Consider the following 13,541-nt stretch of genomic DNA (forward strand, 5'->3'; position numbering starts at 1 on the left):
GAGTGGTAGTTGGCGACGTTCCAGAGTTTGCTGGCCGACCATCCGTGCCGGTCGAGCGAGTTCTCTACCTGTCCGTGGTTGAGGATTTTTGCCCGGTGGGTGCGGTGGACTTCCAGCATTCTAAACGTCTGTATAAACACTTATACTCGCTTTTCTTGTAAAGGTTCGGTTTAAGAACGGTGGAATACCCGACCCTGCCATTGCCGGTGGATTGTGTAGGAATTGTCGGATTCATCCTGACCCTAAAGGGTCAGGTATTCTCCTCAATTCTGTATAAAACGAGCCAATGCCTCGAATGCCGAACCAGGAGATAACGAGTCGGTCGACCCACGGTGCCTCCGAGCCGAGAAAGCCAACGAGGCCTACGAGCGGGCGAATCACGACGAGGAATCCAACTGCGACCACCACCGTCTGCCACGTCAACGGTGCCAACAGCCCACCGGCAATCGCCCCACCAAAGAAAACGAGCACGGTCGACATCAGGAGTCGTTCGACGACAGCCCCGAAGTCATGGAGATGGTGGTAGTAGTCGTGTTCCCACTCGAAGCGCCGGAGTTCGAGCGCAGCCACGAACACGGCGAGAAAGCCGTAACCACCAGCGAGTTCGGTCAGTCCGTAGGCAAACAGCGTGGTGACGAGTGCCTCGCCACCGGCCATGAGCTCGGCCTGCTGTGAGGCCGCAGCTGAATGAAAGACGACACGGGCCATTAGATGGCCGATGAGCAGCCCTGAGAGGAGTCCAACACTGATTCGGTAGCCTATATCGACCAATACCCAGTCGACTAACCAGCCAACGCTCCCGGCCGTACTCGCGCCAGCGACCGCAATCGCGAGGTACGTGAACGGAAACGCCAGTCCGTCGTTGAATCCGGCCTCGGACGTGAGTGCAAACCGGACCGAGCCCCACTCGTGTATGTCGGCCTGTTCGACCTCCATCTCGGTTAGCGGTGCGCCCGCCTCCACATCGGAGGCGAGCACCGGGTCCGTTGGAGCGACAACGGCACCCAATAGAATCGCGGTCGCCGGATGGAGACCGAGCAGTGCCCACCCGAACACCGCGACGCCAGCGATCGACAGCGGCATCGTAATCCCGATCAGTCGCCACGTCGACGACCACGAACCAAGCCTGAACGGCCAGTCGATTTTCAACCCTGCGCCCATGAGCGCGATAATGACCACCAGTTCGGTGAGGTGTTCCGTAAGGGTCGCATTCCCGACCGGGTCGACCACGGCGAGCGGGGCGAACTCGAAGAGGACGAATCCGAAGCCGACGTAGATCAGTGGAAACGAAAGCGGTTTGTCCGAGACGATGCGCGGCAGCACCACTGCCCCGAGCAACGCCACACCGACAACGAGCATCCCGATTTCGTATCGACTCATCCTGTCGTTTCTCCGAATACTCGGTCTTCAAAATCAGCATCACCTCGCTGTCTGTCGTCTTCGGTACGACTGACTTTCGAATCGAAGGTCGACCACGCGGTGAACGCAGCAATCTACTGGATGAGTGGCCAAGAGTATTGTCTCTTGAGGGATTAGAGGAGCTATGCGCGATCTCGACGAAACCGACCTGCAGATTCTCTCGCTGTTGGCTACGAACGCTCGTCGACCTTTTAGTGAAATCGGCGAGCAGGTCGACCTCTCTGGCCCCGCAGTCTCCGAGCGCGTTAGACGCTTGCAAGAGTCAGGAATCATCAAGCACTTCACGATCGACGTCGATCGGGCGGCGCTTCGGGCTGGCGTCCCCGTGTTGGTCGACCTCGACCTGCCAGCAGAATCGCTTGATCGAGCCCGCAAGCGCGTCCGTGAGGCCGAAGCTGTCGAACACGTCTTCGTTACCGCCGACGGTAGCGTTCGGTTTTACGGCCGCGTCGACGCCCAAAACGTTCGGCCGTGGATCGCTGGCCTGTTCGACGGAATCGAGATCGACGACTACACGGTCGCGTTGGTCGACGCCGTCGAGTGGACGCCATCGGTCGACGGCGTGGAGTTCGCCCTCTCGTGTGCGGAGTGTTCGAACACGGTCGACAGCGAAGGCGAAACCGCACGTATCGACAACGAGGTCTACCACTTCTGTTGTCCGTCATGTCTGGCCCGCTTCGAAGAGCGCTACCAGCGCCTCGAATCCAGTGCATGACTGACTTTCGAATCTGAAGTATCAGTGGGTATAGACCCCTACTCTCGAAGCAGTAAACTGCCTAAAGGTGGGGTTCGTACTAGGTAGTATGACCACACGAACGACTCACCTTGACGTGACGGGCATGTCCTGTGCCAACTGCTCGTCGACCATTCGTGACGCGCTCGACGCGTTGGATGGCGTGACCGCAGTGAGTGCAAACTACGCTACCGACGAGGCGACCGTCGAGTACGACCCCGAAGCGGTCTCGCTCGCCGAGATCTACGGTAAAATCGAGGCCGCTGGCTACGGTGCGGTTTCTGAATCGGTCACGGTCGGCATCTCGGATATGACCTGTGCGAACTGTGCCGAAACCAACGCCGAGGCTCTCGAATCGCTCAGAGGCGTTATCGAGACGAACGTGAACTACGCGACCGACGAGGCCACAGTGACGTACAACCCTGCCGAGACGAACGTCGACGCGTTCTACGACGCAATCGAAGCGGCTGGCTACTCGCCGGTCCGCGAGAAGGCGGGCGACGTCGACGGCGGAAGGGACGCAAGAGATGCGGCCCGGGCCGACGAAATCAGAAAACAGCGCCGACTGACGCTGTTCGGTGCTGCGCTGTCGATCCCGATGCTGGGCTTTCTGTTCGACCGACTCGTTCTCGGCGGCGTGTTCGTCCCCGAGATGATCTTTGGTATCGAGTTCGGCTGGGTCGAGTTCCTCTTGGCGACGCCGGTCCAGGCCGTTCTCGGCTGGCCGTTTTACAAAAACTCCTACAAGGCGCTCGTCACCAACGGCCGGGCCAACATGGACGTCCTCATCGCGCTGGGTTCCTCGACCGCGTACGGCTACTCGGTGGCCGTGCTGTCGGGACTGATCGCCGGCAGTCTCTACTTCGATACGGCCGCGCTCATTCTCGTGTTCATCACGCTCGGCAACTTCCTCGAAGCCCGCTCGAAGGGCCAGGCCGGCGACGCGCTCCGATCGTTGCTCGAACTCGAAGCCGAGACGGCGACGCTGGTCGACGACGACGGAACCGAGCGGGAGGTTCCGCTCGAAGACGTCTCGGTCGGCGACCGAATGAAGGTTCGGCCGGGCGCGCAGATCCCGACCGACGGCGTCGTGGTCGACGGCCAGAGCGCGGTCGACGAGTCGATGGTCACCGGCGAGTCCGTTCCGGTCGAAAAACGCGAGGGCGACGAGGTGGTCGGCTCGACAATCAACGAGAACGGCGTGCTCGTCGTCGAGGCGACCAACGTGGGCGCCGACACCGCCCTCCAACAGATCGTCCAGACGGTCAAAGACGCCCAGTCGCGCCAGCCTGAGATCCAGAACCTCGCCGACCGCATCTCGGCGTACTTCGTGCCGATCGTCATCGCTAACGCGCTGCTTTGGGCGCTCGTCTGGTTCGCGTTCCCCGCCGTGTTGGCCGGAATCGTCGACTGGCTGCCGCTGTGGGACCTAGTCGCTGGTGGGCCAACCGTGGTCGGCGGCAGCGTTTCAGTATTCGAGTTCGCGATCATCGTGTTCGCCTCCTCGGTGCTGATCGCCTGTCCCTGCGCGCTGGGGTTGGCGACGCCCGCCGCGACGATGGTCGGAACGACGATCGGCGCTCAACACGGCGTGCTGTTCAAAGGCGGCGACATCCTCGAACGCGCCAAGGACGTCGACACCGTCGTTTTCGACAAAACCGGGACACTCACCGAGGGCGAAATGGAGCTCACTGACGTGACCGCGTTCGATTTCGATTCAGCGGGCGATGCTGCCACCAACGCCGCCACCGATGGCGGCCTACTCGCGGCCGACGACCGACTTTCCGAAGACGACGTGCTTCGGCTCGCCGCGAGCGCCGAACGGGGAAGCGAGCATCCGCTCGCCCGCGCGATCGTCGACGGCGCGACCGACCGCGGCCTTGAGGTCGGCGAGCCAGAGGCGTTCGAGAACGTGCCGGGTCACGGCGTTCGGGCGACCGTCGACGGCATTGAGCTGTTGGTCGGCAACCGAACCCTTCTGACCGACAACGGCGTCGACCCCGAACCGGCCGCCGAGACGATGCAGCGGCTCGAAACCGAGGGGAAAACGGCGATGCTCGTCGCGGCCGATGGCCGGCTCGTCGGCGTGCTCGCTGACGCCGACACGGTCAAACCGACCGCCGCCGAGGCCGTTCGCGCGATTCGAGCGCGCGGCGTCGACGTGATGTTGCTCACCGGTGACAACGAACGAACGGCGCGCGCGGTCGCCGAGCATGTCGGTATCGACCCCGAAAACGTTCGGGCGGGCGTGCTGCCCGAGGACAAATCCGACGCCGTCGAAGCCATTCAGGGAGATGGATCGAAGGTGATGATGGTCGGCGACGGTGTCAACGACGCGCCCGCGCTGGCGGTTGCCTACGTCGGCACCGCCCTCGGCTCGGGAACTGACGTGGCCATCGAAGCCGCCGATGTGACGCTGATGCGCGACGACCCGGTCGACGTCGTCAAGGCGATCAGGATCTCGGATGCGACGCTCCAGAAAATCAAACAAAACCTCGTGTGGGCGTTCGGCTACAACACGGCGATGATTCCGCTGGCCTCGCTCGGACTGCTCCAGCCGGTGTTGGCGGCCGCCGCGATGGCGTTTTCGAGCGTCTCGGTGCTCGCCAACAGCCTCCTGTTCCGCCGCTATTCGCCCACCGAGGACTACGAACTGTTCGGTTGGCTCCGCTGAGGGCGCTGTTTCTTACTCGTTTGTCTCACCACGGGCGGCCTCGAACATCGACAGCGCTTGCTCGCGGCGCTCGCTGTGGTCGACGATCGGATCGGGATAGTCAGGTGCGGCGTTTCGTCGCTGGGTGAGCGAGGCCTCGTGCCACGAGTGGATGATCCCTGGATCGGTCTCGGACAACTCGTCGACGTATTTCTTTATATACTCGGCGTCGGAGTCATAGCGTTCGCCTTGGGTCATCGGATTGAAGATGCGGAAGTAAGGCTGGGCGTCGGTGCCCGTCGAGGCGGCCCACTGCCAGCCGCCGTTGTCGTTGGCGGTGTCGTGGTCGACCAGGTTTTCGCGGAACCAGTCGTAGCCCTCACGCCAGTCGATAAGCAAGTCCTTGGTCAGAAACGAGGCGACGATCATTCTGACTCTGTTGTGCATAAATCCCTCATCGCGGAGTTGGCGCATACCCGCGTCGACGATCGGAAACCCCGTTTTTCCTTCTTTCCACGCCTGCAGCAGTTCTGGGTCGTTGTCCCACTCGATTTCATACTCATATTCTTTGTAGTTCCCCGAGACGACGTTCGGGTGGAACCACAGCACGTGCGTATAAAATGCGCGCCACGCCAACTGTGACTGGAACTCTCTGATCGACTCTAGCTCACTTTCGGTTGCCTCCTCAGTTGCCTTCTCGGTCGACCAGTAGACTTCCCGAATCCCGATAGTGCCATACTTGAGGTCGGCCGAGAGCCGCGAGGTCGACTCGCGTGTTGGGTAGTCGCGTTCGCCGTTGTAGCGATAGATGCCGTCTTCGCAAAAGCCAGCGAGTCGTTCGTGAGCGGCGGCGCTCCCGGCGGTCAGCAGGTCGGCCTCGGGTTCATCGAAACCCAGCTCGTCGAGCGTTGGCAACGACCCAGCGTCGACGCCGAGAGTCTCGCTGTCGACGAGTTGGTCAGACTCGGGAGCCGGATACGGCTCGTCCTTGTTTCGATCCTGCCATTTGCGGCCGAAGTAGGTGAAAACGGAGTAGGGCTCGCCCGCATTGGTCGTGATCGACCCCGGTTCGTGGCAGATGGCGTCGTGGAACGACTCACGCGCGATATCCGCCTCGGCGAGCGCCTGGCGCACCGCCGCATCACGCTCGCGGGCGAGTCCCGAGTAGTCGCGGTTCCAGACGACTCGGTCGGCGTCGACCGCACTTGCCACTGCCGGAACGACCGCTGTGGGATCTCCGCGGCGAATCAGGAGGTCACCACCACGGTCGCGGTACCACTCGCGGAGTTCTACCAGCGAGTCGACGAGATACGAGACACGTGGGGAGCCGGCGTGTTCGAGCACCCTTTCGTCGAAAACGAACAACGCGACGACACCGGAGTTCGAGTCAGCAGCGCGCTGTGCTGCGGCCGCGAGCGCCCGGTTGTCGGCTCCACGGAGATCCCGCCGGTGCCAGTGAAGTTGCATGCCTGTGCTACGAGAAGGACCGTAAGGAAACTTGTGGAGCCTCACCGAGTCGAGAACGTCGACGGCGCGTCTGCCAACTCACCTCGATAGCCATCCAACACGCCAAACTGCTCATCTCGCCGCCCTTCGAGCCAGTAGAGCAACTGCGCTGCCCACCGGAGTTTGCGGGCTTTCATCGGGTCGACCGACGGATCGTCGAACTGCCAGCCAACAAAGCGGAGTTCGGCCGCGCCGAACGCATCCGCAATAAAGGCGGTCCGGTCACCGTCGGTGAACCCGCCAAAATTCTCGACGGCCCGCGTGGGCTCGGCCTGCGTCGTCACGAGCGTCGACCCAAGCTCGAACCGCGGGAGCCACTCGCGCAGCGTCGGGATGTTGTCCCCGTGGGCGTGGGCCGCCACCGGTGTTCCTTGGTGAGTCAGTTTGCTGGCGGTCTCGGTGTTTTTGTCCAGATCGGTCACCATCAGGTCGACGTCGATTCCGTGGGCGGCGAGCACGTCCACGGCGGTCGAGGCCGCGACGATGGCGTCGACCGATGTCGGATCGAAGTCTTTGAGTTCGCTCGACAGCGACGGGGCCGCCCCGACGATGACGACGGCTGCGTCGTCGAGAAACGACAGTCGACGGCGATCAAATGGCCGGGCGATATCAGCGGCCACGTCTCGGGCGGTCTCGTCGGCCGCTCGGTCGAAGCCGAGGTCGGCGAGAATCGCTTCGTACACCGGTTCCCACTCGGGAAAGCTGAGGCTACTGCTCATTGGAATCGGTATAAATCCAGCCGAGCGGGCCTGAGGCTCGTCGACTGTAATATTGTATGGGCCGGATTGGCACAGAGTACCCCTACCCGAATGCCCCTCCGGCGTCCACTGCTTGGTTTGCCATGATCCGGCATAAGTTTTCTCTTAACAGCACGCCTTTCTGATACGTTCGATAACGCCCGAAATATCGCTCGGAACACTACTCAAACCCTCGGTAAGCCGATCATACCCAGATTTCGTGCCAACGGTAATCACGGTACTGTCAGACGACCGGCTGACACAGTCGACACCCGCCTGTTCGCACGCTTCGGCCAACCGCTGTCGGTCGACTGTGTCGATTCCTGACACGGTAAAGACATGCATAACACTCCGATCGGCGAGCGACTCTGCGGCCGTCTCGCCCAAACCGAACCGGTCGAGATGTCGACGGGCCTCTCGTGTCGTCGTCACGTCGAGTTGCTCGACCGAGATTCCGTCGACCGTCTCGCGGAGCCGTGAGCGCGAGAACTCCTTGCCGATCAGCGCGGCGTCTCGGGTTTCGGCCACGTCGTGCGTTCGGATGACGTGCGCACCGCGTTCGACGGCCATAGACGTCGCGGCCAACGACACCGGGAGGGCCTCGTCGGTTTCGCGACCGGCGACCGACCGCAGGAAGTTCTTGCGATTGATTGAGACGAGAATCGGCTGGCCGTAGCCGCGGAACTCCCGCAAGCGCCGAAAGGTTTCGCGGTCGTCTTCGATGGTTTTGTCCTCGCTCCAGCCGCCGAACGCCGGGTCGACGATGGTTTTGTCGGTGAGACCGTTGAGTTCGAGCGCGTCGTATATGTCGTCTACGTCCTCGATCGCTCCCGGACGTTCGAGATCCGGCGGGGAGGCCATCTTGGCGACCGCGACGTCGTACTCCTCGCAGACCTCGGGCATCTTCGGATCGGCAAACCCACAGATGTCGTTGACCATGTCGAACCCGCCGCTGAGGGCAGCGTCGGCGACTTCGTGGTATCGGGTTTCGATCGAAAAGACGGCGTCTCCCGAAACGCTCTCGATCGTTTCGAGCGCCACGTCGAGGCGGTCGAGTTCCTCGTCGGCGCTCAATACCTCGAACTTCTTGTTGGCTGATTCGAGGCCGACGTCGACGATGTCGGCACCCTGATCGATCAGTTCGGTGTCGACGTAGGCGGCGGCCTCGCTTGGACTATTAAACACGCTTGGCTTGTACGGCGATTCGGCGCTCACGTTCAGCACGCCCATGATCCGTGGGGGCTGGTCGTCACCGATCTTCAACCCGGCGGCGTCAACAGTTCGCATACTTCCACTCGGAACGCCGCCGACATAGGCGGTCCGATTCACCAGTGGAGTCAGTCTGTTTTTATTCACCGCGTCGTTACGATGTGTATGGGAAAAGTCAGCGTCGGGCTTCGTGGCTGGCGGTTCGAGGAGAGCGAGATCTTCACCGACGACGAGGAGTTCAAGCCCCTCGCAGAGATACCGGAAGACCCGCGGCAGCGACTGCTTCGACTGTTGACGCTCGTCGAAAAACCGTGTGATGGCTGCTACCTGATTCACGGCGAGGCCGACATCAGGCGCTGTAATCCTGCGGAGTTCGTCTACGGCGAATCGAACGACGAGGTCGTCCTCTGTGGCGATCACGAACCGGATTTCGTGTATTGGTACCAGCAGGCAGGCGGCAGCGACCTCCGGGGCGACGAGGAGTTTGCCGACGCCTTCCACGAGTGGTTCGCCGACGGTAATCGAGCACCCGAGGGCTTCGGCGGCGTCGACCACGTCGAAACTGATCCGGAATCGCTCCCCGATCTCCCGGATCCAGAGGAGATCCAAGCACGGCTCGAAGCCGACTACGAGCCACACAGAATCGATCTCCGGCAGTATATCGACGACCCCGAGGATGCCGATCCTGACGCCGACCCGATCTCCGAGGAGGAACTCGCGGCGATCGATTTCGATGCAAGCTATCCGACCGACGAGTCATGAGCCAGCCGAGCCAGTCGCCGGTTGTCGTGGTCGTCGAGCCCGAAACGCCGGGCAACGTCGGAACGATCGCGCGAGCGATGAAGAACTTCGGGCTCACCGATCTCAAACTCGTCGACCCACCTGTGCTCGACCCCGACGGCGAGGCCTACGGCTTTGCGGGCCACGCCCGCGAAGACGTGCTCCCGAACGCCGAGGAGGTCGAACTCGACGAGATTATCGCGAACTACCACACTGTCGGCTGTACCGCGATCACGGGCGAAGACAGCCGTCGACACGTCCGATTTCCGTTTAAAACCCCGGTCGAACTTCGGGAGTCGCTATCGTCGGTCGAAACCCAAACAGCACTCGTCTTCGGTCGTGAGGGTCGAGGGCTGCACAACCGCGAGATCGAGCGGCTCGATGAGGTGTGCTCGATCCCTGCCAGCGGCGAGTATCCCGTGCTCAACCTGGGCCAGGCAGCGACGATTCTATTCTACGAACTGCGTGAGCTGACTGTCAAAGAGACACAGCTTCCCGACGTCGATCACTATCGGGCTGACGAAGACGATATCGAACGGCTCTACGACTACGTTGGGGCGTTTCTCGAGGCCCAGCGATACAACGAGCGAAAACATGACAAGACACAGCGACTCGTGCGGCGGCTGATCGGTCGAGCCCACCCCACAGACAGGGAGGTTCACACGCTGCTGGGCGTGTTCCGACAGGCAACTGAGCAACTCGAACAGCGGCGGGAACTTAGTGGTACAGCGGACGCTAACGACGCTCAGCCGTCGACTGAACCAGGCTCGTAACGACCTCTTTATTTGGCTATACCGTTCCTACGACCGAGTAAGAGACGCCTACGGTCTACTGGGTGGCGATTTCGAACCGTGCACCGCCTGTCTCGCTGTCGGTGACATCGATCTCCCAGCCGTGAACGTCGACGATCTCGTCGACGATGTGGAGCCCGAGCCCGCTGCCGGATTCGGTCGTCGTGTACCCGGATTTGAAGACCGTTTGACGGTCGCTTTCGGGGATTCCGGGCCCATCGTCGCATACCGCGAAGCCTGATGCTGTCGGCTTGATCGTCACGGTCACCGAATTAGTGTCGTCGTCGAAAATCTCCTGTGGCGAGCGCGAACGCGGCGTCGACCCGAGGCCGACCGACTCCGACGAGCCGTGCTCGATGGCATTGCGGATCAGGTTCTCGAACAGCTGTTGGAGCCGGATCGCATTGGCCTCGACCGTCTCCAGATGCGGCTCGATCTGGAGTCGGGCCGTCGAGGGGTCGATAATCCGCCACGCCTGGATGGCGACCGTCTGGATCGAAACGGCCTCGGTTTCGGCCTCGGCGTCGACGGTTTGGATCGTCTGGAGGTGATCGGTGATCAGCGAGTCGACTCGCTGGGCGGCGTTGAGCGCGGCCTGCAGGTGGATGTCGGCTTTCGATGGCTCTGCGAGCGAGAGCTCGATCCGGCCGTAGATCACCGACAGCGGCGAGTTGAGATCGTGCGAGACCGTCCGAGCGAACTGCGAGAGCGTTCGGTTTCGCTCGGCGACCCGATGGAATCGCTCTTCGAGTCGGGTGTACCGTCTGTGGTGTTCGAGACAGCCGCCGGCGACCGTCGACAGCCGGCCAACCGTCGTCCGAATTTCGGGTATGATATCGTCGACCGACAGTTCGATCACCCCGACGCCGCCCAGCGGAAAGGCGATACGAGGTGTGTTCGAGTCGGTCGAATGCTGTCGTTCTCCGTGCTCGTAAGCCGCAGTCGTCAGAGGTGTGGGCTCGCCAGAGTCGTCTTTCCCACCGGTGGTCGGACCAGCAGTTTCCAACTGTTCGGTATCGGGGTTGACCAGCCAAAAACGCCTCTCAGAGACCGGCTCCAGCTCGCTTACCGCGGAGTCGAGAACCGTGAGAATCTCGCAGGTGGTTTCGGCTTCGACCAGTCGGCCGAACGGATCGCCGTCGGCCGGATCGGCTCTACGAGTCATTCACACCGCCTGTCTCGCCACCCGTGGCACCTTCGGCCCGTGTCGACGGCTCATACGCTACACAACCGTTCGGCTCTCTTTTAGTTCACTGTTAAAATATCTGATCTGATAACCGAAACTGTCTGAAAAGGCCCTTCGGTTGGTTACTCCGCGGATTCGGTCGACTCGGTGGATTCGGTCGACTCGAAGTCGATGGCAACCGAGTTGATACAGAACCGTTTGCCGGTGGGGTCGGGGCCGTCGTCGAAGATGTGGCCCAGATGGCCGTCACAGGTTCCACACCGGACTTCGGTCCGGCGCATCCCGTGGCTCGTGTCGAGTTCGGTCGTCGTCGCCCCGTCTTCGGCCGCGTAGAAACTCGGCCACCCACAGCCGGAGTGGTATTTCGTCTCCGAGTCGAACAGCACGGTTCGACAGCCCGCACACCGGTAGACGCCGTCGTCGTCGCGGTCGACGTGATCGCCACTAAATCGGGGTTCAGTGCCGCTCTCGCGGAGAATGTGGTACTCCTCGTCGGTGAGTCGCTCGCGCCACTCGTCGTTGGTTTCGGGAAGCGCAGTGTGTGTCGGTTCGCTCATACAACCCGTAGGGGTGCTGGCCCAAAAGGCGTTGCGTCGAGCCACCAGTTAGGAGTCAACTACTGGCTCTTCGTGATGAGTAGACGTCGACTGCGGCTGCTTACTGGCGGTCGTCGTCAGTGTGCGAACGGACCCAGAGCTCCCCGATTCGCGAGAGCGTCGTCCGATAGGATTTGCCGACCTCCTCTTGTTCGATGTAGCCCTTGCCACCCGGGCCCAGGCGGTCGACGTTGTAGATGACTTTCGAGCGGAAGCTGTCGGTGTACTCCTCGTTGAGATCGCGCGCCAGTGTCGAGGCGAGTTCGCTGACCGATTCGAACTCGCCGTGTTCGCCGAGCGTGAACAGGATGAGCTCTTCGAAGGGTTTGACGTTTGAAAACGACGCGACGGGCAGTTCGACGATGTGGCTGTCGCCGATCTTCTTTGCGCCGATGGTGACGCCGCGTTCGTCGAACTCCGAGAGTAGTTCGGTGATGCTATGCAGTCGGGTCTCCATACGCTCGCGGTCGAGATCACCATCCTCCAAGAGGTCCGCTAGAAGGTCGTGTTCGGCCCGTAGCTCCTCGGCGAGTTCGGTTTCGAGATACTTCTCTGGGGCGGTGTAGTAGGTGTGAATTCGGTCTCTGTCTGCTTGGCGTTCGACCATCACCGAGTGGGCTGCGGTCGCGAAGGCGAAGCTCACTGGTCGGGGCATCGAACAGACGTTTACCCACACCTCCGCTCCGTTGTCCAACTGTTCGTTGATGAGTTCAAAGGCCCCTTCGAACGCCGTATCGTAGTCGTAGACGTCGATCAGGCGGATACGCTCGGTTTCTGCGCCGAGTAGGTTCTGAAAGTCGGTTTCGAGTTTCGAGGCCAGTCGACGTGAGTACTCGACGTTCGCCTCGCTTCCTACCGCACCTTCGAGCAGGATGACGTGATCCACATCGAACTGGTCGCGGATAAGCGGCGCAATAAGCCGGTCGTAATCGAAGCCGACCGGGACGATGTGCGTTTGCATTGGTATCCCAATGTGAAGCCGCATATATAACTCGTCACACTCTCTGGGCCGAATTATCCAGGATAAACTCCCGACTGCGGAGACCGAACCGGTCACAACACGATCACTGTGGCTCTACTCGGTGTATCAACTACGCCCCTCGTAACCAACTTTTCGCCAGAGTGGTATTGATACGACGACATCATGACCCTAACAAATAATAAGAACGGAACTAATTTAGTCTGACAGATACAGGGGTTCACAATGGCCGAAAAAACGGTTTTGGGGATCGACCTTGGGACGACGAACAGTGCCTGTGCGGTCGTCGAAGGCTCAGATCCAAAGATCATCCCGAACTTCGAAGGAACTCGGACAACACCGTCTGTCGTTTCACTCACCGAGACCGAAGAGTGGCTCGCGGGAGAGACTGCAGTCAATCAGGAGATTCAAAACCCCACGGAGACGGTTCGTTCGATCAAGCGGAAAATCGGTATCGACGAGTACAACCAAACCCTTAGAGGAACTGGGTACGGCCCAGCAGAGATCTCTGCGATTATTCTTCGAAAATTAAAGAACGACGCTGAACGGTATCTCGGTGAATCGATCTCCAAGGCTGTAATAACCGTTCCAGCGTATTTCAGTGATCGACAGCGACAAGCAACAAAGGACGCTGGCAAGGTCGCAGGGCTCTCTGTGGAACGGATTATCAACGAGCCAACTGCCGCTGCGATGGCATACGGTCTCGACCACGATACGTCGCAAACAGTACTGGTTGTGGATCTCGGTGGCGGTACGTTCGATGTTTCGGTTCTGGATATGGGTGATGGGATCTATGACGTCATCGCAACGAACGGAGATAACAAGCTAGTGCACCTTCAATCGTGATTTGTTGGGTATAGCTGCCGTAGTTTGATGCGAGCATCGTCGGTCGTAAACTGCCAGTTGATCTCCGTCCTATTTTGGTTGCGAGTACGTTCCCACGCAGCGACCT

General features: G+C 60.8%; 11 protein-coding genes and 1 pseudogene. 5 read left to right on the plus strand and 7 right to left on the minus strand.

Annotated features, from left to right (window positions below; translation table 11 throughout):
* Positions 1-231: 231 nt before the first annotated feature.
* Complete coding sequence (locus tag O2S87_RS15795) at positions 232-1,380, minus strand: cation:proton antiporter (RefSeq protein ID WP_475409729.1); 1,149 nt, start codon at positions 1,378-1,380, stop codon at positions 232-234.
* 163 nt (positions 1,381-1,543) lie between these two features.
* On the opposite strand from O2S87_RS15795, the gene O2S87_RS15800 reads away from it, so the two are divergent.
* Both O2S87_RS15800 and O2S87_RS15805 read left to right on the plus strand, forming a co-directional pair.
* A complete protein-coding gene (locus O2S87_RS15800) occupies positions 1,544-2,134 on the plus strand; it encodes an AsnC family transcriptional regulator (protein WP_475409730.1) in 591 nt (196 codons plus the stop codon).
* Between the two features lie 88 nt (positions 2,135-2,222).
* Positions 2,223-4,826, plus strand: coding sequence for a heavy metal translocating P-type ATPase (locus tag O2S87_RS15805; protein ID WP_475409731.1), 2,604 nt, complete (start codon positions 2,223-2,225; stop codon positions 4,824-4,826).
* Positions 4,827-4,838: 12 nt separating this feature from the next.
* On the opposite strand, the gene O2S87_RS15810 is transcribed toward O2S87_RS15805, so the two are convergent.
* From O2S87_RS15810 to O2S87_RS15820, 3 genes are all read right to left on the minus strand, one after another.
* On the minus strand, positions 4,839-6,272 hold the full coding sequence (locus O2S87_RS15810) for a cryptochrome/photolyase family protein (RefSeq protein WP_475409732.1): 1,434 nt from the start codon (positions 6,270-6,272) through the stop codon (positions 4,839-4,841).
* A 41-nt stretch (positions 6,273-6,313) separates the two neighbouring features.
* Positions 6,314-7,030, minus strand: coding sequence for a 6-hydroxymethylpterin diphosphokinase MptE-like protein (locus tag O2S87_RS15815; protein WP_475409733.1), 717 nt, complete (start codon positions 7,028-7,030; stop codon positions 6,314-6,316).
* A 144-nt stretch (positions 7,031-7,174) separates the two neighbouring features.
* Positions 7,175-8,335, minus strand: a complete 1,161-nt coding sequence (locus tag O2S87_RS15820; RefSeq protein ID WP_475409734.1) for a dihydropteroate synthase — start codon at positions 8,333-8,335, stop codon at positions 7,175-7,177.
* 87 nt (positions 8,336-8,422) lie between these two features.
* On the opposite strand from O2S87_RS15820, the gene O2S87_RS15825 reads away from it, so the two are divergent.
* Complete coding sequence (locus O2S87_RS15825; protein ID WP_475409735.1) at positions 8,423-9,019, plus strand: DUF8114 family protein; 597 nt, start codon at positions 8,423-8,425, stop codon at positions 9,017-9,019.
* Entirely contained in the window at positions 9,016-9,810 is a 795-nt protein-coding gene (locus O2S87_RS15830; RefSeq protein WP_475409736.1) for an RNA methyltransferase, read from the plus strand. The genes O2S87_RS15825 and O2S87_RS15830 overlap by 4 nt, the downstream gene beginning before the upstream one ends.
* 55 nt (positions 9,811-9,865) lie before the next feature.
* Here O2S87_RS15830 and O2S87_RS15835 read toward each other — a convergent pair whose 3' ends face one another.
* From O2S87_RS15835 to O2S87_RS15845, 3 genes are all read right to left on the minus strand, one after another.
* On the minus strand, positions 9,866-10,993 hold the full coding sequence (locus O2S87_RS15835; RefSeq protein ID WP_475409737.1) for a sensor histidine kinase: 1,128 nt from the start codon (positions 10,991-10,993) through the stop codon (positions 9,866-9,868).
* A 143-nt stretch (positions 10,994-11,136) separates the two neighbouring features.
* Positions 11,137-11,571: a peptide-methionine (R)-S-oxide reductase MsrB gene (msrB, locus tag O2S87_RS15840; protein WP_475409738.1), complete on the minus strand. Its 435-nt coding sequence runs from the start codon at positions 11,569-11,571 to the stop codon at positions 11,137-11,139.
* Between the two features lie 100 nt (positions 11,572-11,671).
* The gene (locus O2S87_RS15845; protein ID WP_475409739.1) at positions 11,672-12,571 is read right to left on the minus strand and encodes an HFX_2341 family transcriptional regulator; all 900 of its coding nucleotides are present in this window, start codon (positions 12,569-12,571) and stop codon (positions 11,672-11,674) included.
* Between the two features lie 243 nt (positions 12,572-12,814).
* On the opposite strand from O2S87_RS15845, the pseudogene O2S87_RS15850 reads away from it, so the two are divergent.
* Positions 12,815-13,417 (plus strand): annotated as a pseudogene (locus O2S87_RS15850) (Hsp70 family protein); the annotation flags it as partial.
* Positions 13,418-13,541 lie beyond the last annotated feature (124 nt).

Source organism: Halohasta sp. A2 (assembly GCF_056175805.1).

Bases quoted from the DNA above. Each gene is read 5' to 3' on its own strand.
- msrB (WP_475409738.1), bottom strand. From the start codon at position 11,571: ATGAGCGAACCGACACACACTGCGCTTCCCGAAACCAACGACGAGTGG.
- O2S87_RS15835 (WP_475409737.1), bottom strand. From the start codon at position 10,993: ATGACTCGTAGAGCCGATCCGGCCGACGGCGATCCGTTCGGCCGACTG.
- O2S87_RS15800 (WP_475409730.1), top strand. From the start codon at position 1,544: ATGCGCGATCTCGACGAAACCGACCTGCAGATTCTCTCGCTGTTGGCT.
- O2S87_RS15820 (WP_475409734.1), bottom strand. From the start codon at position 8,335: ATGCGAACTGTTGACGCCGCCGGGTTGAAGATCGGTGACGACCAGCCC.
- O2S87_RS15825 (WP_475409735.1), top strand. From the start codon at position 8,423: ATGGGAAAAGTCAGCGTCGGGCTTCGTGGCTGGCGGTTCGAGGAGAGC.
- O2S87_RS15830 (WP_475409736.1), top strand. From the start codon at position 9,016: ATGAGCCAGCCGAGCCAGTCGCCGGTTGTCGTGGTCGTCGAGCCCGAA.
- O2S87_RS15805 (WP_475409731.1), top strand. From the start codon at position 2,223: ATGACCACACGAACGACTCACCTTGACGTGACGGGCATGTCCTGTGCC.
- O2S87_RS15810 (WP_475409732.1), bottom strand. From the start codon at position 6,272: ATGCAACTTCACTGGCACCGGCGGGATCTCCGTGGAGCCGACAACCGG.
- O2S87_RS15815 (WP_475409733.1), bottom strand. From the start codon at position 7,030: ATGAGCAGTAGCCTCAGCTTTCCCGAGTGGGAACCGGTGTACGAAGCG.
- O2S87_RS15845 (WP_475409739.1), bottom strand. From the start codon at position 12,571: ATGCAAACGCACATCGTCCCGGTCGGCTTCGATTACGACCGGCTTATT.
- O2S87_RS15795 (WP_475409729.1), bottom strand. From the start codon at position 1,380: ATGAGTCGATACGAAATCGGGATGCTCGTTGTCGGTGTGGCGTTGCTC.